This is a genomic window from Glutamicibacter uratoxydans (genome assembly GCF_050753455.1).
GTDB classification, from domain to species: domain Bacteria; phylum Actinomycetota; class Actinomycetes; order Actinomycetales; family Micrococcaceae; genus Glutamicibacter; species Glutamicibacter uratoxydans_A.
This window is the reverse complement of record NZ_CP192736.1, coordinates 2,429,686-2,447,755: the sequence shown is the minus strand read 5'-3', so window position 1 is coordinate 2,447,755 and position 18,070 is coordinate 2,429,686. Positions and strand designations below refer to the sequence as shown.

Genomic DNA, 18,070 nt, shown 5'->3' with positions numbered 1-18,070 from the left:
CATAGGGGAACGCTTGATGAGCGTGAGTTGTTTTTAACTGTGTTGCCTATCCGTCGTTTTTGGGGACGTATAGGCCTTCCCCAAACGAATGAGGTACTTCTTCGTGTCTACTGACATGCCTGCAAACACCACCAACGACAATGCAACCGAAGAGCCGACCGTGCTTTTCAGCGAATTGGGCCTCGACGCCCGCGTGATGGCCGCTGTGGCCGATCTTGGCTACGAGAAGCCATCCCCAATCCAGGCCGCAACCATCCCACTGTTGCTCGAAGGTCGTGACGTTGTTGGTCTGGCACAGACCGGTACCGGTAAGACCGCAGCATTCGCCTTGCCGGCCCTGTCGCGTATGGCCGAGGTAGCCGACTTGAATGGTCCGGCCCGTAATACCCAGATCTTGGTGCTGGCTCCAACCCGTGAGCTGGCACTTCAGGTAGCCGAGGCTTTCACCTCCTACGCTAAGCACCTAGAAGATTTCACCGTCCTGCCGGTCTACGGCGGTGCACCGTACGGCCCACAGCTAGCCGGACTGCGCCGCGGCGCACAGGTGGTCGTCGGAACCCCGGGTCGCGTGATCGATCACATCAACAAGGGTTCGCTGGATCTGTCCAACCTGCAGTACGTGGTGCTGGACGAGGCCGACGAAATGCTTCGGATGGGCTTCGCTGAAGAGGTCGACAAGATCTTGGAAGCCACCCCAGAGGACAAGCAGGTGGCCCTGTTCTCGGCCACCATGCCACGCACCATCCGTCGGATCGCTTCGGAATACCTGCGTAACCCGGAAGAGATTTCGGTCAAGTCTAAGCAGACCACCGGCACCAACATCACCCAGCGTTACCTGCAGGTGATGGGCGCCCACAAGCTAGACGCCATGACCCGTATCCTCGAATCCGAGGAATTCGATGGTGTGATCACCTTCGTGCGCACCAAGATGGCCACCGAAGATCTGGCCGATAAGCTCAAGGCTCGCGGCTTCACCGCGGCAGCTATCAATGGTGACATCCCACAGCAGCAGCGTGAGCGTACCGTGGAGAATTTGCGCTCGGGCAAAATCGATATCCTCGTTGCCACCGACGTGGCCGCTCGTGGCCTGGACGTGGAGCGCATCAGCCACGTCATCAACTACGACATCCCACATGACACCGAATCCTATGTGCACCGCATTGGCCGTACCGGCCGTGCCGGTCGTTCTGGCGATGCGATTCTATTCATGACCCCTCGTGAGAAGTACCTGCTGCGTGCCATCGAAAAGGCTACCCGTCAGCCGGTTTCTTTGATGCAGCTGCCAACTGTGGAATCGGTGAATGACCGCCGCATCCAGAAGTTCACTGATCGGATCGATCAGACCATCGTGAGCCAGGATCTGAGCGCCTTCCGCGAAATCGTTGAGAAGTTCGCTGCTGAGCACGAAGATCTGGATCAGCTGGAAATCGCTGCCGCTCTGGCCCTGATGGCACAGGGTGGACGTCCACTGCTGATGACCGAACCAACCTACCCACCTGCCAAGCAGGCACGGATGGGTCGTGAAGGCCGTGAAGGACGTGAAGGACGCGAATCCGGTCCACGTAACCGTGGTAAGAGTGCCGCCGAAGGCAATGCAATGTACCGTCTGGCAGTGGGCCGTCGCAACCGCGTGCAGCCCGGCTCGATTGTTGGCGCCCTAGCGAACGAGGGTGGTTTCAACTCCTCGCAAATCGGTGGCATCGACATTCGTTCGGACCACACCCTGGTAGAGCTACCAGCAGAGCTGAGCAAGGACCAGTGGCGTGCCCTGTCCAACACTCGCATTGGTGGAGAGCCAATCAACCTGGAGCTTGATCGCGGCCCACGCGGCGGCGGACGTCGCGATGATGACCGCGGTGGATACCGTTCGGATCGTGGGAGCTTCAAGGACCGTAAGCGTCAGAGCGGTGGGTTCCGTGATGATCGTCGCGGTGGCGGCGAGAAGCGCTTTGGCGGACGGAGCAAGTCCCGCTTCAGCGATGCCGGCCGTAGCTCGCGTCGCGAATACTAAACGCCGCTAGTTAGCAAGCAGCGCCGACCCAACCTCTAACAGGGTGGGTCGGCGCGGTGCTTTAAGGCGCGGTGTGCTTTTAGATGTGCGCGGATCTGCGGTGCCAGGTGTGGGTCGAGCGGCGTCAGAGCCCGCGCACCTGTCAGAGCCTGTTTGGCGGGCTATCGGAGTGACTAGTCCTAGGGCTCTTTCGACGTCTCGGGGAGGCTGCTTGACCTATCGGCGGGGGAAAAGCTTTTTACGGTCTCGCCATGCTGCGGTTGACCACAGCGCCCACGCCACTAAGACCGGTTGGAAGAAGAGCCTAACCAGCCGTGCCGTATCGGTATCCAGTCCGAAGCCGTCGCGCTGGTGGATCCATTGGGCTACGTTGCCAGGGAATACCGCGACGAAGAACGCAGCGACTAACCACCCCACGTGCACGCGCCGACGCCAGAGAAGTAGCAAGCTCATGCCTAGCCCGATTTCGGCGATTCCAGAGAGTATTACTGTTACATCACGATCGAGGGGGACAAAGTTGGGCACTTGCGCTTGAAACTCTTCACGGGCCACAGTGAGATGGCTGATCCCGGCGAAAGTCAATGCGCTGCCCAACAGTATCCTGCCCAGATGGCGGGCTGCCCCCGGCGATTTGGTTGATTCGTTAGTCGTCGGAGACATTGATGATCACCTGAATGTTGCCTTGGGTTGCATTGGAGTAGGGGCAGACTTGATGGGCAGCATCGGCTAGTGCCTGAGCTTGCTCCTGCGGAATGTTGGGGAGAACTACTTCAAGTTCCACCGATAACTTGAAACCCTGACCTTCTCGGTGCAGGTGGACCCGGCCGCCGACGCTGGAATCGACAATCGAGAGTTTCTGGCTGCGGGCAACTGCGTGCAGCGCCGAGTGGAAGCACGCCGCGTAGCCTGCCGCGAACAGCTGTTCCGGGTTGCTTCCTTGACCGGATCCGCCCAGTGCGGCCGGTGGAGCCATGACCAGACCTAAGCTACCGTCGGGTGTATCCACCCGGCCTGTGCGTCCGTGTCCGGTAGAGAGCGCTTCTGCGGTGTAGAGAGATTCCAAGAGAGGGTCTTTCGGTACTTAGGGATCAGGAATGCGCTTAGTCGCGCACTGAGTCAATGTTGCTCATCGAGGCGGTCAGCCGGTGCAGCGAGGACAAGAGTTCTTGTGCACTGGCTAGGTCTGGTAAACCGGTGGCGCATGCGATGCGTTCAGGAATATGAGCCAGCTGCTCACGTAGCTCTTGGCCCGCGCTGGTCGGCCGCACCCTCACGATCCGAGAATCTTGCTCGTCTCGGTAGCGTTCCAGATAGCCATGTTGTTCCAGCCGACGCAGCAGCGGTGAGAGCGTGCCGGAGTCCAGATGCAAATTATCGCCTAACTGCCGGACTGATTGCTCCCCTTCTGTCCAAATTAGCACCAGTACCAAATACTGGGTGTAAGTCAGTTTCCAAGGGGCTAGTAGTTCGGTATAGGCGCGCGTCGTGGCGCGGCTGGCAGCATAGAGGGAGAAACACACCATCTGATCAACGATTGACACATCTAAAGCATTGCACGCAATTTGATTGTGCGCAGCCGATTTAGGTGTTCTATTGCCGCAACCCCAGCATCTTCTGGCGCGAGAAGATGGTCGGGGTGAGCATATGTATTGCGGGCAACCTGCACATGACTATACTTATTCGTCTTACGTGCCTAGTAAAGCCCCGGGAAAAACGCGGGCGTAAGCAACCTTTGTAACGCGGTCCGATCTTGAACAAACAGCTCACTGCAGCAAGCCTGCTTCTTTCGCTGCCGTTTCGCCCCGAATCTGAACGTTCGCTTTCGTGAGTAACTGGGGTGCTTCATCGAGGTCGCTTCGGGCGGGGGATGAGATGGATCTCGCGACGCCGGGGCGCAGGCGACAGGCGCAAAGAGTTACTACTGCGACGAAAAACAGGGCCGGCCCGCAGTGCGGTCCGACCCTGTTGAATGGAGCCCCCTGCCGGAATCGATCCGGCGACCTCGTTCTTACCAAGAACGCGCTCTACCACTGAGCTAAGGGGGCAACAGGTAAATACTTTACACACATCTTCAAGGTTTGCAAAATCAGCTAATGACGTGTGGCTGATATCATGTTATTCCAACTCATCCACCGAATTTGCGCACCACTGGGGGAGCGTGGTTGTTCGTGCGCAGGGTTGCCCAGCAAGAAATCTACTGGGCCATTGCTCGCACTCTTGACCGTGATCTGCAGGGCCGATTTGGGCGCAGGGGAGTTCTGGTGGTCCAGCCTTGAATCAAGGTGATAAGTGTCACTGTATTAGGCTTTGTTGCAAGTGTGGTTCGCGTCTTCATCTAAGTCCTGAGAATCTTAGGCTGACCTGTTGGTTTACGTTATCCACGGGCCCGGGTCAGGGGAGGCTTCGACGATTTTTATTTGAGGCAGAATCCGTGTAGAGTATTTACTCGTTGCCCCCTTAGCTCAGTGGTAGAGCGCGTTCTTGGTAAGAACGAGGTCGCCGGATCGATTCCGGCAGGGGGCTCTGAGTGGGAAGTTATCTTGGCTTCTACTGGATAGTTTCCCACTTGTGGCGGCGTAGCTCAGCTGGTTAGAGCGCACGACTCATAATCGTGAGGTCCCGGGATCGAGTCCCGGCGCCGCTACCGGTTAGACCCTCAGTGAAATGCTGGGGGTCTTCTTCGTTAAGTAGTTCCGGAGCGGGACCTGTGAACTCGTTGCGGATTAAATGTCAAGGTCCGGTTGCTCTGGGCATGAGCCTGATCGCCAGCCGGACGATCATCCTCGTCGTGGTTCTGAGTGCAATGCTTGTCCCAGCACCGAGATTAGCGCGACCACCCGAAGAAGTTTGTCTCACCAAACTGATATGAAGCGAGTATCCCTGCGGCATTGGCCACGATGAACACGGCGGTTCCGTCGGATGCTTCTGCGGCCATAACGGTCGTGTCAGCGAGAGTGCTCGCTCCCGTGAGAGACGCTACCCGGGCGATCTCGACAGTGTCGAGCACTTCGCCGGTTTCGCGATTCATGGTCTGCACAACGCCGCTCAAGCTATCGGGCTTGCTCTGTGACACGATTGGCTAGACGTATCCGCAACGCCTAGCTTTCCTGCAAATCCTGCATGATTGCGAGGTGTTAGTTTTAGACGACTTCTTAACGACCCCGATCAGTGGTGAAACCGCAGGTGAAGTGCTTAATATCCTAGCCTCCAGAGAGCATCGTGGCTCAACGATCGTGACTTCACAGTTCGATCCTGAGGATTGGTATAAATCATTGCATGATGCGGTGATTGCCGAGTCGATTTTGAACCGGCTTGTGTTGACCAGCGAGCTTGTGCAGCTTGATGGGCCAAATATGCGCCGTCATGAACACGCGTTGAAGAAGGACGAGATCGAGAGATAAACCCTGGCGGTGGTGATGCGCGTGTCCAAGGGTGCTACCGGATACGCGCATCACTGCTACCGTTTCGCCGCGCACCCGTTACCAGATGCTACGTTTAGCCAGCGAGTCCGGAGATCTTCTGCACAGAAGGTGTATTCGATACACGAACACCGAAAATGCATGTGCTTTTCATCAATCCCGGGCGCCGAAGGCTCAGGATTTGAACTTTCCCTGCACTGGGGGCCATCTCGATCTTGGAGGTAACTTGCCTTTATGCCCAGCGACACTGCTACTGAGCCGTTCACCTAAACTTCGGCTGCCGCTTGCAGATCGCGCAGAGTAGTGCGGTGCAACCGGTAGTGCACTCATGCCGCATGAGATTTGGGCAGGGTACGATGCACACGGTTCCCACCATTGCACGGGGACAGCTACAGAAAGATCGTTAGCTCGAAGCGCCGTATTCGTTCCGTTTCTGGGACGACGATCCATTACTCGCAAGCTTCCACAGATTGCGCCACAACTTTTCATCTACCGTCGATTCGGAGGCGTTCGATGGGGAAGACTGCTCACCACCGTGCACCTCGTCATAGAGCCGCTCCATATGCCTATCCAGCAGTTCCGCGGCGTCGGCCGCCGCGACCAGATCCTCCGCCAAGTGATCTGGTACTCCGCCTTCGTATTTATAAAAGATCTTGTGTTCCAAACTTGCCCAAAAATCTTGGGCAATAGTACGAATCTGCACCTCGACGATTACCGGAACAGGACCCTGGGAAAGATACACCGGAAGTTCCAAAATAGCGTGCAAAGACTTATAACCATTGGGTTTGGGGTTCTTGATGTAGTCCTTGATCTGCAACACACGAATATCGTGCTGCGAAGTCACAAGATCTAGGACGTGGTACGCGTCCTTGAGAAAGCTACAGGTAATTCGGATCCCGGCAATATCGGTAATGTTCTTACGGATCTCCTCCAGCGTCGGGGCACAGCCACGCCGAACTACCTTTTCGAGGATGCCTTCCGGGCTTTTTACCCGAGAGGTAACATGCTCAATCGGATTGTACTGGTGCAGGTGGATGAATTCTTCACGCAGAATCGAGACTTTGGTGAGCATCTCATCGACAGCAAAGCGATACTCCATCATGAACCGAGGCAATTGCTGTCTAAGCTGATTCGCGAACGCCAGCAGCTGTTCGGCGGTTACGGGCGTGGTGTCCTCGATCTCCGAGTTCCCGGTCACTACGAGATCTTGACCTGGTTGCTTCAATTTTCACCCCTACTTTGTCGAAGATCCGACCAGAATTCGTGCAGGGTTGATGGTGGTCGGGACTTCAAACAATGTTCATGTTGGAAACTAAAGCGTAGCGCGTATAGCTTTGTTCCTGCCCAGAACCGGCCACATAGGTGCTTGCAACTCAATGACACTGGCCCTGCGGCCACTAATTTACTTTCCAAGGTGCTCAGCTACGTTTCGCGACTTGACTTGGCGATGACCTACGGTAGAGGGTGCAAGGAAAACGGGGGAGAGGTAGTCATGAAATGCGCAGAGACCCAACAAGCGATTTGTCATGGGATACATTTCTCTGCCACGGAGCCAACACCGGTACTGCGGCTACGCCGAGGCGAGGAATGGATCAACGAGCCTTTGACCCTAGGCCGGAGTTTCTCCTTAAGAACTAGCCAACAGAAGTGGTGTCTAGGCTACGTCACTATGAGTTCGGACGGTGAGCGCAGTCACTTGGTGTGCCCTAAAACTCAGGTGTTGAACACCGGTACGCAATGTGCGAGATGTCGGCGACTGGATCAGACCAAGTTTATGCATCACTTTCATCGGACCGGTGAAGCGCCAGCGGGGATGCGTCGATATCTGGAACAACCGCATTTTCTCTATGTTGCTTCCTTCGCCGATGGCACCACCAAAGTGGGGACTACATCTACGCAAAGTAAATGGGGGCGGTTAGCTACACAAGGCGTGGTTTGCGCCCGCTACATCGCGCGGACAATCGATGGGGCAGCAGTTCGGGTGCTGGAAGACCTAGTTACCGAGCATTGCGGCTTGCGCCAGCAGGTGCGACAGAAAGCCAAAATTAAGGGACTGCACAGCTGGGATTATAGTGAGCAGTCCTTACAAGCTTTGAATGATGCTGAAGCCGAACGGGCCACAAACTTTTTAGCCGCTCAGCGCGGTTTGGATGTCTATGGCGTCACTTTGCTTGACGAGCGGTGGGAACACCCCAGTTATAGTCGCCGCGTCATCAATGCATGGGATGAGCGAGCGGTGCATGCCTTCCGAGGGTCGCTGCCCGGCCATACCGTTTCCTTGCAGCTACATGGGATCCTGGGACAAAGCCTACTAGCGGACACCGGACCAGGTTCCGCCATGGTGGTGTTGGACGCTGCCGAGCTGAAGACGCGGGCCCTGGCCGTAGCCGAAGCCGACTTTAGTGGGCAAGGCGGTCAGTCCAGTCTGTTCTAGACACCACCAACGTTTGGCGTATCACGGGTCATGTAACCAAGGTTCGGTGCGGGGCCTGAACTAGACTGAAGATATGACCAATACTCCCTGGGAAGCTGCCTCGCCACGCTATAAGAAATTCGTTGTGACGGCGTTGGCGCTTATGGGTGGCGGGATCATTCTGGCTATCTTCGGAATAAACCTGCCATCGCGGCCGCTATTGTTTATCGCAATTGGAATGATGGGGATCGGCATGTGCGTGCATATCGCATCTCTTGTTGTTCGGGCCCGTGATGCCCGCGCCTGGCGGATCGCCAACGGTTATCAGCAACCACGCAAAAAGAAATAAACCCTGCTTTCACATCAGCAAGCCAGCAACTGCCCGGCAGCGTAATGCAAGGAGCATAGATGAGTATTAATACCGATCTGGTCGGAAGGATTTATCCGGCCGGTGAGCCTTACCAAGTAGGGCGCGAGAAGATCCGCGAATTCGCAACCGCTACCAAGTCGACCGCAGCCGCGCACTTCGATCTAGCCGCAGCTCGCGAGCTGGGGCACAAAGATCTCGTGGCACCGCCAACCTTCGCCATCATCATTGCGCAGCGTGCCGATGCTCAGTTGATCGCTGACCCTGAATCTGGGATCGATTTTTCCCGCGTTGTACACGCTGATCAGCGTTTCACTCATCATCGCCCGATTGTTGCTGGCGATGAACTGGTGACCGAACTTCACGTGGATCAGATCCGCGCTATGGGTGCCGGGGCGATGATCACCACCCGGGCAGAGATCTCGACCGTTGCTGGTGAAAAGGTGGCTACCACGGTGTCCTCACTATTGGTTCGAGGCGAGGAGTAAACCATGATCGCATTTGAAAGTCTGGAAAAGGGCCAGAGTATTGGCTCGAAGACCATCGAAGTCAACCGTGCCGATCTGGTTCGGTATGCCGGCGCTTCCGGGGATTTCAACCCGATCCACTGGAACGAACGCTTTGCGACGGAGGTTGAACTGCCAAATGTGATCGCACATGGCATGTTCACCATGGGGTCCGCGGTGGATGTTGTGACCGCATGGATCGGTGACCCAGGCGCGATCATCGATTATCAAACACGTTTCACGAAGCCAGTGATCATTGAGGACCCAGTGGGCACCAACCCGAGCGATCACCAGGGCACCAGTATTCTCGTTGAAGGCAAAATTGGTGCGTTGGACGACACAGCACGCACCGCGCGCGTGGACCTCACGGTGTCCGTAGAAGGCACCAAGGTGCTGGTCAAATCTCAGGCTGTGGTGCAACTCTGATCTCAGCCTCCGACCTCACACTGCGTCGCTGGCGCAACGGACTGCTGGCCGCCTTCTTGGCCAGCGGTCTATTGCTCTCTACCTTGGTCTCCCGACTCCCGGCCTTGAGAGATGCACTTGATTTGGACCACGGCAGTGTGGGGTTACTTTTACTGTGCCTGAGTGCCGGTTCTTTCCTCTCGGTGAGTCTCTCCGGGCAGCTGGTTTCACGGCTCGGTGCGATCACCGTGATGCGGTTGTGCGCCGCGCTGGCCGCAGGATCAATCATTCTTGTCGGATTCAGCGCAGTGTTCGTCCATGAACCTTGGCTCACCGGGGTATTTCTCTTTACCCAAGGCTTGGGCGTGGCCAGCTGGAATGTCGCTTCCAACGTCCAGGGAGCGGCACTTGAACGTTCGCTGGGTCGAACCATCATGCCGCTGCTCCATGGGTTCTTTTCCTTCGGAACAGTCATCGGGGCCGGAATCGGTGCAGGTGCCGCGGCCATCAACCTTAGCCTCGCAGCGCACTACGGCGTGATGGGACTGCTCGTGGCCGGTTGTGTGCTCGGCGGTGCTCGCTACTTTGGTGAAGACGGTAGCCGACGCACCGGAAGCGGTTCAGACAAGTCCCTGAGCCGGGCCTGGCGCGAATCCCGCACGATCTTCCTGGGCATCCTCGTGCTCGGCATGGCCTTGGCCGAAGGCGCCGCCGCTGACTGGGTGGCACTGGCATTGGCTGACGGGTATGAGACTTCCGAAGCCACCGGTGCCCTGGGCTACGCGGTTTTCGTAAGCGCCATGACCGCCATGCGAATGCTCGGAGGAGAATTAATCTTCCGGCTCGGCCGAGTCACCATGATAAGGGTATCAGCGCTTACCGCCCTGGCAGGGCTCCTGATTTTCACCCTCGGTCAATCCCTGCCGCTGGCCTTTATCGCGCTGGCTCTCTGGGGCGCCGGCGTGGCATTGACCTTCCCCTTGACCATGAGTGCAGCCTCTGACGACCCGTTGCATGCGGCAGCACGCGTCTCGGTGGTATCCACCATCGGGTACGGTGCCTTCCTCGGCGGCCCACCATTGTTGGGTCTGCTAGCCAATCAGATTGGGTTGCTCCCGGCGCTAAGTAGTATTTCGCTGTTGATTGTACTGGCGCTCATTCTCTCTTCTAACGCCGCCGGGTACCCTAGGGACCCAGACGCGGCGGACCATGAATCCATCGGAAAGTGAATCGATTGATGCTCAAGAATCTCACCACCACCGCAGTGGGCGGGCCGGCGCAACACCTCGTTGACGCGCGCACAGATCAGCAACTGATTTCTGCCTTGGTTTCGGCCGCCGCGGAACAGTCCCCGGTCTTGCTGATCGCGGGAGGATCCAATCTCATTATTAGTGATGAAGGTTTTCCTGGCACGGTGATCCGGATTGCCACAAAAGGCATCAATATCGAAGAGGTCAATGATTCCCAAGCCCGCTTGCAGGTGGCTGCCGGCGAAAACTGGGATGCCGTGGTGGCCCACAGTCTTCACGCCGGCCTTAGCGGCTTAGAAGCGCTCTCCGGGATCCCAGGAAGTGCCGGGGCGACCCCGGTGCAGAATGTGGGTGCTTATGGGGCGGACGTCTCGCAATATTTGGAATCGGTTCTGGTCTACGACCGGCACCGCGGCGAACAGCTCACGCTGAGCAATGCGGACCTTAGTTTTGCCTATCGTGACTCGTTGATTAAGCGCACCAGCGTCGCAGGCTCGCCACGCTATGTGGTGCTCAAAGTCAGTTTCCTGCTGACCTACGATCAGCTCTCGGCCCCGGTGCGTTATGCCGAATTGGCCCGACGTCTGGGCGTGCAAGTGGGGGAGCGGGTCGCTGCCAGCGCTGTGCGCGCGATGGTGCTCGAGCTGCGGCGTGGCAAGGGGATGGTCTACGATGCGGCGGATCTCGATTCGCATTCCACCGGATCTTTCTTTACTAACCCGATTGTCGAACGGCAGGTTCTTGAAACCCTGCCAGAAAACGCCCCCAACTATCCGGTGGATGATCCGCAGAAAGTCAAACTTTCGGCGGCCTGGCTGATCGATCAGGCAGGGTTCGCTAAGGGCTATGGGCTGGCGCGAACTAACGGTCATTTGTTGGCTGGGGGCCGGGCCGCACTGTCGACCAAGCACACCTTAGCTATCACGAACCGGGGTGGGGCCAGCGCGGCTGACATTCTGAAGATCGCGCGGGCGGTGCGCGCCGGAGTGCACGAAAAATTCGGGATCACCCTAGTCAATGAGCCATTATTGATCGGCCTTCAATTGGATCAGTAGTGGCTTGAGCTAGGGCAACTCAGCATGTAGCAAAAGGTATGGAATATGCGTCAAGGCTATGGGGCAGAACCTCTTGAGGTTCTGCCCCATAGCCTTGACTGAGGTTTGGCGTTTGGGAGTTTAGAGTCGGCCTTGAGCGATCGCCAACATGCGGCGCAGTGGTTCGGCGGCGCCCCAGAGCAGCTGGTCTCCGACGGTGAAAGCTGAGATGTACTTCGGACCCATTTCTAGCTTCCGGATACGGCCCACTGGAATGTCCAAGGTACCTGAGGCGGCAACCGGAGTCAGCTGTTGCATGGTCGCTTCCTTCTCATTTGGAACGACCTTGGCCCATTCATTGTCACCAGCCAGCAAGTTTTCGATTTCGCTGATCGACAGATCTTCCTTCAGCTTCAGGGTCAAAGCCTGAGAATGGGAACGCATAGCACCGATACGGACACACAGCCCGTCCATCATGATGTGCTTATCGCCGCTGGTCTGCAGGATCTTGTTGGTCTCGACGCCCGCTTTCCACTCTTCGCGGGACTGGCCGTTGCCCAAGTCGGAATCGATCCAAGGGATTAACGAACCGCCCAAGGGGACACCAAATTGTGATGCGTCCAATGAGCTACGCTGGGTGGTCAAAACCTGACGGTCAATTTCCAGGATCGCGCTGGCCGGATCGGCCAGTTCATTTTCTACTGCGGAATTGATGTCTCCGAACTGGGTCAGCAGTTCACGCATATGACGGGCGCCGCCGCCGGAGGCCGCTTGGTAGGTCATTGCGGTACCCCACTCGACCAGATCGTTGCGGAACAACCCGCCTAAGCCCATCAACATGCATGAGACGGTGCAGTTACCGCCCACAAAGTCCTTCAAACCGTTTGCTAGCGAGGCGTCAATGACATTGCGGTTGACCGGGTCAAGAACAATCACCGAGTCATCGTTCATGCGTAAGGCGCTGGCAGCATCAATCCAGAGACCGTCCCAGCCTGCGGCACGCAGTTGTGGATGAACCTTGTTGGTGTAATCCCCGCCTTGAGCGGTGACGATAATTGGCAGCTTGGCCAAAGTCTCAATATCGTAAGCATCCTGCAACTTACCCGCGCCCGGAGCGAAGGAAGGAGCAGCGCCACCGGGATTCGAGGTGGAGAAGAATACCGGGTCGAGATGGGCGAAATCGCCCTCGTCAACCATCCGCTGCATCAGCACGGAACCAACCATGCCACGATAACCAACAAAACCAACAGAAGAAGTCATGCTTCAATGGTAGGGGTTTTTCGCCCCGTTACCCTGATTCGTTACAGGATTCACAACCATGGGTTAACGCCGGTGGTGGGCTCTGGCCTAGTCTTCCGAGGCGAGAAGCTTCTTACGCGCGGTGATAGCTCGATAGGCCAAGAAAATAAAGAGCTGAGTGGGTACCAGCAACAAAATGACCCCGAAGATCCGATGACCACCGAGCACCAGGAAGAAACCCAACACTGCCACGGCCAGCGCCAATAGCGGGAAGAGCATGTAACCGATGATAAAGAGTCCTTCGGGACTCTGCTTCAAAGCTGCAAATGATTCTTTCACTAAGATGTGGTCCTTTGCTTGGCCCAGGATTCGAAACGATACCTGGTTCCGGTAGTGGAGGTGTGCCAGCCTTCGGCCGGGTCACTGAGTTCTTGGGTGAAATTGTTTGGCAACTGCGGCGCCGAGGTATCTCCGGTGGGCTGCAGATCCAAACGGGTGATAATCGCGGTGTCGACCTTGTCGATCACTTGAGCGTAGAGGTCACCGCCGCCGATCACCCAAATCTCTTCGCTGCCCGCGCAGCGACTTGCGAGGGCAAGGGCTTCATCGAGTGTGGCCGCCGGTTCCGCACCGGCCGCACGTAATTCCGAGTACATCTCTTGTTGTGAGGTCAACACGATATTCGTGCGTCCGGGCAGAGGACGGAACTGCTGTGGAAAGGACTGCCAGGTGTTCCGTCCCATAATGACCGGGTGCCCTAAGGTGACGCGTTTGAAATGAGCCAAATCCTCCGGAACATGCCACGGCATGGTGCCTTGATGACCAATCACCCCATTGCCGGCTTGGGCCCAGATCGCCCCGAGGAGTGGACGCTGCTTTGGTGCACGATGCGCGGGGCTCATACGGCCACGCTGCCCTTGATGGTTGGGTGATGCTGATAGTTTTCCAGCACAAAGTCTTCCAGCGTGTAGTCGAAGATGGATTCTGGGCGGCGCGCGAAGCTGAGTTGTGGGTAAGGATACGGGGCACGCGAAAGCTGCTCCGTGACCTGGGCAATGTGATTGGTGTATATATGCACATCGCCACCGGTCCAGATGAATTCACCGGGTTCCAGCCCCAGCTGTTGCGCCATCATCTGGGTGAGGAGCGCATAGGACGCAATATTGAAGGGAACACCAAGGAACATATCGGCGCTGCGCTGGTAGAGCTGGCATGAGAGTTTGCCTTCAGCCACGTAGAACTGGAAGAACATGTGGCACGGCGGGAGTGCCATTTTTGAAATCTCGGCAACATTCCACGCCGAAACCAGGTGCCTGCGCGAATCCGGGTTGGTCCGCAATGAGTCAACGACCTGCGAAATCTGGTCAATGTGCTGGCCATCCGGGGTTGGCCAGGAACGCCACTGAACACCATAGACCGGCCCTAGTTCGCCGTCTGCGTCGGCCCACTCGTTCCAAATTCGCACACCTTGGTTCTGCAACCAGGTCACATTTGATTCACCGCGCAAGAACCATAGCAGCTCCAAAGCCACAGACTTGAAATGTACCCGTTTGGTGGTGATCAACGGGAATGACTCGGACAGGTCGAAACGAATCTGCCGACCGAATACCGAGTGGGTACCGGTTCCGGTACGGTCTTCTTTCAGGACGCCGTTTTCCAGTACGTCACGCAGCAGATCTTCGTATGGGGTTGGAATGCTCACCCCTCAAGTCTAAGCGACTACACCGGAGGAGGCGTTCGATGCCACCGTTGGCACGATCAGTGGCCGCTGTGCAGAAGTTCCTGATACTCAGGGTAGCGTTGCAGATAAGCGTCAATATAGGTGCATTCGGAGATGACCTTGACCCCATCGGCGCGCAGCTTATCTAAGACCAAAGTCACTAGCGCCCGCGCGTAACCTCGCCGACCAAACTCTTCGTTGATAATGGTGTGTTGCAAAGTTACCAGCTCATCCTCGCGCTGGTAACCGATAAAACCGATGTAGGTCGAGCCATGCCACAGCGCGAAACGGCCCCGTCCCGGATCGTGATCTAGGCGCAGTCCTTCATGCACAATCTTTGGTAGCAGTTGCCCCGAATCCTGTGATGACATGGCATGTCTCCTTCAATGTGTGGTGTACCACTATGAGGATAGCCTAGTACGCTACCCGGGCACAGTCCACGACCAAGCCTAGTCGTTGTACGGGGCGTGGATCTCGATGGATACGATGCGTTCGTGTTCCCCAGCGGGTTGTTGCAGCACAATCATGCCGCCGGGTTCTAAGAAGGGGTCCACGGTGGGTAATAACTTACGCACCGCCTGCGGGGCCCGGGCGGAAATCAGCGGCAGGATCAGCGGCAGCACCGGGCGATGGGTGCACAAGACTTGGCAGCGAACCTTATCCAGCAGCTTGTTCAGCGCTTTAACTGTCTTTTCTGGTTTGCGCTGCGCCGCGTGTTCGGTCATTGAACTGACCATCTTGGGCTTGAGATTGCGTTCGGTGACATACGGAGTGATGGTCTGTACGCAACGCAACCACGGGCTGGAGGCTACATGATCCGGTTGCCAACAGTCGATCAACCGGGCCACTGCCAACGCCTGACGGCGTCCGGTGGCAGCCAGTGGGCGTTGTCCCTCCTCACGGGTCCAATTGGCCCGCGGTTTGGCTTTGGCATGACGGACCAGGATGAAGGACCGGGTATCCAGTAGTCCTGCCAGATGCGCGTCGATCAGATCGTCCAACGGTAGCGCGTCGGTGGGGTTGGTGAGCATTGATTTCGCTTGCTTCGCGCCCACCCAGCGGGCTTCATCGCATTCGTCCCCGTCCACCTTTGGGGCGGTATCGCCAAGGACCTGGCCGGCCCAATAGTAAACGACCTTAGCTTTGTTGTTGACTGTGTAGGCGGTAGCTTCCAAAGGGATGCCTAAGCGTAGCTGAAGACCCACCTCTTCACGCACTTCACGTTTGGCGCATTCGGGGATAGATTCGCCATCATCCAATTTGCCCTTGGGCCACGACCAGTCATCGTAGCGTGGCCGATGAATGACTAATACCCGAAGCTCCCCGTCCACGATTCGCCACGGAATCGCGCCGGCAGCGATGATATCGAACTCCCCGAGCAGGATTTCTTCTGGGTCAGAGGAGCGTTGAATCAAAAGCACAGTGGTAATTAATCCTTTGTTGGGTAGCTGCCACTAATTGCCGCGACCGGGATTGCGGCGCCGCGAATGTGTCTCAATAAGCCACGATTGTACATCAAGCAATGGTTGCCCATTTTCGTCCTGATGATGCCGAATCCAGTCGCCTTCGGAGTTCAAATGCCAGGATGACGTGTTGTCATCCAGGTACCGGTCGAGGATCTCAATGAGGTTCTTGATATCCTCCTTCTCCGCCAGCGAGACCAAGGCCTCCACCCGTCGATCCAGATTACGGTGCATCATATCGGCTGAACCGATGTAGATTATCGGATCCCCGGCATTGGCGAAGGAGAACACCCGCGAGTGCTCCAGGAAGCGGCCCAGAACGGAACGTACCCGAATGTTTTCACTCAAGCCCTCGACCCCCGGGCGCAGCGCACAAATGCCACGCACAATGACATCCACCTTCACCCCGGCCTGGCTGGCACGGTAGAGGGCATCAATGATGGTCTCATCGACCATCGAGTTCACCTTGATCACTACCCGAGCTTCGAGTCCGGCCTGAGCGTTGGCGATCTCTTGCTCGATACGAGCTACCAGCCCCCAACGCAACGAGCGAGGGGCTACCAACAACCGTTGGTAGGTGGAGCGTGGGGCGTAACCCGAGAGCTGGTTGAACAGCTTAGAAACATCCTCGCCCACCTGGTCATCGCAGGTCAGTAAGCCTAGATCTTCGTAGTAACGGGCGGTACGCGGATGATAGTTGCCGGTACCGATATGGCAGTAACGGCGCAGCTTATCGCCTTCACGGCGCACCACTAAGGAGAGTTTGGAATGGGTTTTCAAGCCCACGATGCCGTACACCACATGCACCCCGGCCTGTTCTAGCTTGCGTGCCCACGAAATGTTGGCCTGCTCATCAAAACGGGCCTTGATCTCTACCAGCGCCAGCACCTGTTTGCCGGCCTCCGCCGCGTCGATGAGCGCATCAACGATCGGTGAGTCGCCGCTGGTGCGGTACAGGGTCTGTTTGATGGCCATGACCTTCGGGTCCGCGGCGGCCTGCTCGAGGAAGGCCTGCACACTGGTGGAGAAGGACTCATAGGGGTGATGTAACAGGATGTCACGGTGCCGCACGGCCGCGAAAACATTGGCGGCCTTCGAAGTTTCCGAGACGTTCAGGAAGCTAGAGGTGTGACCCATATGCTTCGGGTAGTGCAGTTCGGTGCGATCCAATCCGGCGATCACACCCAGCCCTCGCAGGTCTAGGGGAGTAGGCAGCCGAAACACCTCATCCTCTTCGAGGTTCAGCTCGCGCACCAGCAGCTCAAGGACCTGCGGGTTGATATCGTCAGCTACTTCCAGACGCACCGGCGGACCAAAACGACGGCGCAATAGTTCCTTTTCCAAGGCTTGCAACAGGTTCTCGGCATCGTCCTCTTCCACTTCGAGGTCCTCATTACGGGTAATGCGGAAGAAGTGGTGTTCGACAATCTCCATGCCGGGGAAGAGCTGATCCAAGTGCTGGGCGATCACGTCTTCTAAGGCGATAAAGCGAGCCTGGCGGTGTGAGGAGTGTGCCGCACGCAGTCCATCCACCGAGATCAGCCGGGTGATGGTGTCGGGTACCTTGAGTCGTGCGAAGAGTTCCTTCATGGTTTGCGGGTTACGCACCACCACGGCCATATTCAGCGACAGCCCGGAAATATAAGGGAACGGATGCGCTGGATCAACGGCTAGCGGGGTCAATATCGGGAAGACCTGCTTGGTGAACCAGTCGGTAATTTCTGCGCGTTCCTTGCCGCTTAGATCCTTCCATTTCACCAGTTCGATGCCCTCGTCAATCAGCTTGGGGCGAACCGTTTCCGCGAAAACCTTGGCATGACGCAACTGCAGCTCATAGGCACTGGCCAGAATTTGTTCCAGCTGATCTACCGGGTTCATCCCGGTGGCAGCGGGCACCGCTAGCCCGGTGGCGATGCGGCGCTTCAGTCCGGCCACGCGCACCATGAAGAACTCATCGAGGTTCGACGCGAAAATCGAGAGGAAGTTCACCCGCTCCAGCAGGGCCAGCTGCTCATCTTCGGCGAGTTCTAGAACCCGAGCGTTAAAATCTAGCCAACTGATCTCCCGGTCGAGAAACCTCTCGGTGGAAAAGTTACCCGCCGGTGCGGTGATCGGGGCCAAATCCGGCAGACCAATGCGGTCCACGGTGGCCTGCGACGAGGGGACATCCTCGAGCTTGCTAGTCGAGTAGTTCACGGCTTTTGGCATCAGCAATTCTCGCTTCTTAACCTAGAGTCTCGTCC

General features: G+C 57.1%; 20 protein-coding genes and 3 tRNA genes. 10 read left to right on the top strand and 13 right to left on the bottom strand.

The features are described 5' to 3' along the window. The first annotated feature begins 115 nt into the window (after positions 1–115). Positions 116–2,011, top strand: coding sequence for a DEAD/DEAH box helicase (locus ACQQZ8_RS11315; RefSeq protein ID WP_431712184.1), 1,896 nt, complete (start codon positions 116–118; stop codon positions 2,009–2,011). A 216-nt stretch (positions 2,012–2,227) separates the two neighbouring features. Here the strand turns inward: ACQQZ8_RS11315 and ACQQZ8_RS11310 are convergent, their stop codons facing one another. From ACQQZ8_RS11310 to ACQQZ8_RS11295, 4 genes are all read right to left on the bottom strand, one after another. Then, positions 2,228–2,671: a DoxX family protein gene (locus ACQQZ8_RS11310; protein WP_431709906.1), complete on the bottom strand. Its 444-nt coding sequence runs from the start codon at positions 2,669–2,671 to the stop codon at positions 2,228–2,230. Beyond that, on the bottom strand, positions 2,655–3,074 hold the full coding sequence (locus ACQQZ8_RS11305) for an organic hydroperoxide resistance protein (protein WP_431709905.1): 420 nt from the start codon (positions 3,072–3,074) through the stop codon (positions 2,655–2,657). Before ACQQZ8_RS11305 ends, ACQQZ8_RS11310 begins: the two co-directional genes overlap by 17 nt. Before the next feature lie 37 nt (positions 3,075–3,111). Next, the gene (locus tag ACQQZ8_RS11300) at positions 3,112–3,552 is read right to left on the bottom strand and encodes a MarR family winged helix-turn-helix transcriptional regulator (RefSeq protein WP_431709904.1); all 441 of its coding nucleotides are present in this window, start codon (positions 3,550–3,552) and stop codon (positions 3,112–3,114) included. Between the two features lie 429 nt (positions 3,553–3,981). Continuing rightward, positions 3,982–4,056: transfer RNA gene (locus tag ACQQZ8_RS11295), tRNA-Thr, on the bottom strand. A 406-nt stretch (positions 4,057–4,462) separates the two neighbouring features. Between ACQQZ8_RS11295 and ACQQZ8_RS11290 the strand changes: the two genes are divergently transcribed. Both ACQQZ8_RS11290 and ACQQZ8_RS11285 read left to right on the top strand, forming a co-directional pair. After that, a tRNA-Thr gene (locus tag ACQQZ8_RS11290) sits at positions 4,463–4,534 on the top strand. Between the two features lie 47 nt (positions 4,535–4,581). After that, positions 4,582–4,655, top strand: a tRNA-Met gene (locus ACQQZ8_RS11285). A gap of 180 nt (positions 4,656–4,835) precedes the next feature. Here ACQQZ8_RS11285 and ACQQZ8_RS11280 read toward each other — a convergent pair. After that, the gene (locus tag ACQQZ8_RS11280; RefSeq protein ID WP_431709903.1) at positions 4,836–5,048 is read right to left on the bottom strand and encodes a hypothetical protein; all 213 of its coding nucleotides are present in this window, start codon (positions 5,046–5,048) and stop codon (positions 4,836–4,838) included. A gap of 94 nt (positions 5,049–5,142) precedes the next feature. On the opposite strand from ACQQZ8_RS11280, the gene ACQQZ8_RS11275 reads away from it, so the two are divergent. Further along, on the top strand, positions 5,143–5,412 hold the full coding sequence (locus ACQQZ8_RS11275; protein WP_431709902.1) for an ATP-binding protein: 270 nt from the start codon (positions 5,143–5,145) through the stop codon (positions 5,410–5,412). A gap of 421 nt (positions 5,413–5,833) precedes the next feature. Here ACQQZ8_RS11275 and ACQQZ8_RS11270 read toward each other — a convergent pair whose 3' ends face one another. Continuing rightward, positions 5,834–6,628, bottom strand: a complete 795-nt coding sequence (locus ACQQZ8_RS11270; protein WP_431709901.1) for a GTP pyrophosphokinase — start codon at positions 6,626–6,628, stop codon at positions 5,834–5,836. 576 nt (positions 6,629–7,204) lie between these two features. On the opposite strand from ACQQZ8_RS11270, the gene ACQQZ8_RS11265 reads away from it, so the two are divergent. The 6 genes from ACQQZ8_RS11265 to ACQQZ8_RS11240 all read left to right on the top strand — a co-directional run bounded on the left by ACQQZ8_RS11265 (position 7,205) and on the right by ACQQZ8_RS11240 (position 11,426). Next, positions 7,205–7,864 carry a DUF2797 domain-containing protein gene (locus ACQQZ8_RS11265; protein ID WP_431709900.1) on the top strand — a complete coding sequence of 220 codons (660 nt, stop codon included), beginning with the start codon at positions 7,205–7,207 and terminating at the stop codon, positions 7,862–7,864. 73 nt (positions 7,865–7,937) lie between these two features. Beyond that, positions 7,938–8,192, top strand: coding sequence for a hypothetical protein (locus tag ACQQZ8_RS11260; RefSeq protein ID WP_431709899.1), 255 nt, complete (start codon positions 7,938–7,940; stop codon positions 8,190–8,192). A 59-nt stretch (positions 8,193–8,251) separates the two neighbouring features. Beyond that, complete coding sequence (locus tag ACQQZ8_RS11255; protein WP_431709898.1) at positions 8,252–8,698, top strand: FAS1-like dehydratase domain-containing protein; 447 nt, start codon at positions 8,252–8,254, stop codon at positions 8,696–8,698. A gap of 3 nt (positions 8,699–8,701) precedes the next feature. After that, positions 8,702–9,142, top strand: a complete 441-nt coding sequence (locus tag ACQQZ8_RS11250) for a MaoC family dehydratase (protein WP_431709897.1) — start codon at positions 8,702–8,704, stop codon at positions 9,140–9,142. 104 nt (positions 9,143–9,246) lie between these two features. After that, complete coding sequence (locus tag ACQQZ8_RS11245) at positions 9,247–10,350, top strand: MFS transporter (RefSeq protein ID WP_431709896.1); 1,104 nt, start codon at positions 9,247–9,249, stop codon at positions 10,348–10,350. 8 nt (positions 10,351–10,358) lie between these two features. Further along, the gene (locus ACQQZ8_RS11240) at positions 10,359–11,426 is read left to right on the top strand and encodes a UDP-N-acetylmuramate dehydrogenase (RefSeq protein WP_431709895.1); all 1,068 of its coding nucleotides are present in this window, start codon (positions 10,359–10,361) and stop codon (positions 11,424–11,426) included. A 120-nt stretch (positions 11,427–11,546) separates the two neighbouring features. Here ACQQZ8_RS11240 and asd read toward each other — a convergent pair whose 3' ends face one another. From asd to ACQQZ8_RS11205, 7 genes are all read right to left on the bottom strand, one after another. Beyond that, complete coding sequence (asd, locus tag ACQQZ8_RS11235; protein ID WP_431712183.1) at positions 11,547–12,629, bottom strand: aspartate-semialdehyde dehydrogenase; 1,083 nt, start codon at positions 12,627–12,629, stop codon at positions 11,547–11,549. A gap of 123 nt (positions 12,630–12,752) precedes the next feature. Further along, complete coding sequence (locus tag ACQQZ8_RS11230; protein WP_431709894.1) at positions 12,753–12,983, bottom strand: NF038396 family protein; 231 nt, start codon at positions 12,981–12,983, stop codon at positions 12,753–12,755. Beyond that, positions 12,983–13,546, bottom strand: coding sequence for a dihydrofolate reductase (locus ACQQZ8_RS11225; RefSeq protein ID WP_431709893.1), 564 nt, complete (start codon positions 13,544–13,546; stop codon positions 12,983–12,985). Before ACQQZ8_RS11225 ends, ACQQZ8_RS11230 begins: the two co-directional genes overlap by 1 nt. Then, positions 13,543–14,346 (bottom strand): thymidylate synthase, encoded by an 804-nt coding sequence (locus ACQQZ8_RS11220; protein WP_431709892.1) that lies wholly within the window; start codon positions 14,344–14,346, stop codon positions 13,543–13,545. Before ACQQZ8_RS11220 ends, ACQQZ8_RS11225 begins: the two co-directional genes overlap by 4 nt. A 56-nt stretch (positions 14,347–14,402) precedes the next feature. Next, positions 14,403–14,735 (bottom strand): GNAT family N-acetyltransferase, encoded by a 333-nt coding sequence (locus tag ACQQZ8_RS11215; protein WP_431709891.1) that lies wholly within the window; start codon positions 14,733–14,735, stop codon positions 14,403–14,405. 78 nt (positions 14,736–14,813) lie between these two features. Continuing rightward, positions 14,814–15,785 (bottom strand): NUDIX hydrolase, encoded by a 972-nt coding sequence (locus tag ACQQZ8_RS11210; protein ID WP_431709890.1) that lies wholly within the window; start codon positions 15,783–15,785, stop codon positions 14,814–14,816. Positions 15,786–15,818: 33 nt separating this feature from the next. Continuing rightward, positions 15,819–18,035: an RNA degradosome polyphosphate kinase gene (locus tag ACQQZ8_RS11205; RefSeq protein WP_431709889.1), complete on the bottom strand. Its 2,217-nt coding sequence runs from the start codon at positions 18,033–18,035 to the stop codon at positions 15,819–15,821. Positions 18,036–18,070 lie beyond the last annotated feature (35 nt).

What these genes read in the sequence shown, in the direction of transcription:
- ACQQZ8_RS11315 (WP_431712184.1), top strand. Translation starts at nt 116, where the DNA reads ATGCCTGCAAACACCACCAACGACAATGCAACCGAAGAGCCGACCGTG.
- ACQQZ8_RS11310 (WP_431709906.1), bottom strand. Translation starts at nt 2,671, where the DNA reads ATGTCTCCGACGACTAACGAATCAACCAAATCGCCGGGGGCAGCCCGC.
- ACQQZ8_RS11265 (WP_431709900.1), top strand. Translation starts at nt 7,205, where the DNA reads ATGCATCACTTTCATCGGACCGGTGAAGCGCCAGCGGGGATGCGTCGA.
- ACQQZ8_RS11260 (WP_431709899.1), top strand. Translation starts at nt 7,938, where the DNA reads ATGACCAATACTCCCTGGGAAGCTGCCTCGCCACGCTATAAGAAATTC.
- ACQQZ8_RS11255 (WP_431709898.1), top strand. Translation starts at nt 8,252, where the DNA reads ATGAGTATTAATACCGATCTGGTCGGAAGGATTTATCCGGCCGGTGAG.
- ACQQZ8_RS11250 (WP_431709897.1), top strand. Translation starts at nt 8,702, where the DNA reads ATGATCGCATTTGAAAGTCTGGAAAAGGGCCAGAGTATTGGCTCGAAG.
- ACQQZ8_RS11240 (WP_431709895.1), top strand. Translation starts at nt 10,359, where the DNA reads ATGCTCAAGAATCTCACCACCACCGCAGTGGGCGGGCCGGCGCAACAC.
- asd (WP_431712183.1), bottom strand. Translation starts at nt 12,629, where the DNA reads ATGGTTGGTTCCGTGCTGATGCAGCGGATGGTTGACGAGGGCGATTTC.
- ACQQZ8_RS11225 (WP_431709893.1), bottom strand. Translation starts at nt 13,546, where the DNA reads ATGAGCCCCGCGCATCGTGCACCAAAGCAGCGTCCACTCCTCGGGGCG.
- ACQQZ8_RS11215 (WP_431709891.1), bottom strand. Translation starts at nt 14,735, where the DNA reads ATGTCATCACAGGATTCGGGGCAACTGCTACCAAAGATTGTGCATGAA.
- ACQQZ8_RS11205 (WP_431709889.1), bottom strand. Translation starts at nt 18,035, where the DNA reads ATGCCAAAAGCCGTGAACTACTCGACTAGCAAGCTCGAGGATGTCCCC.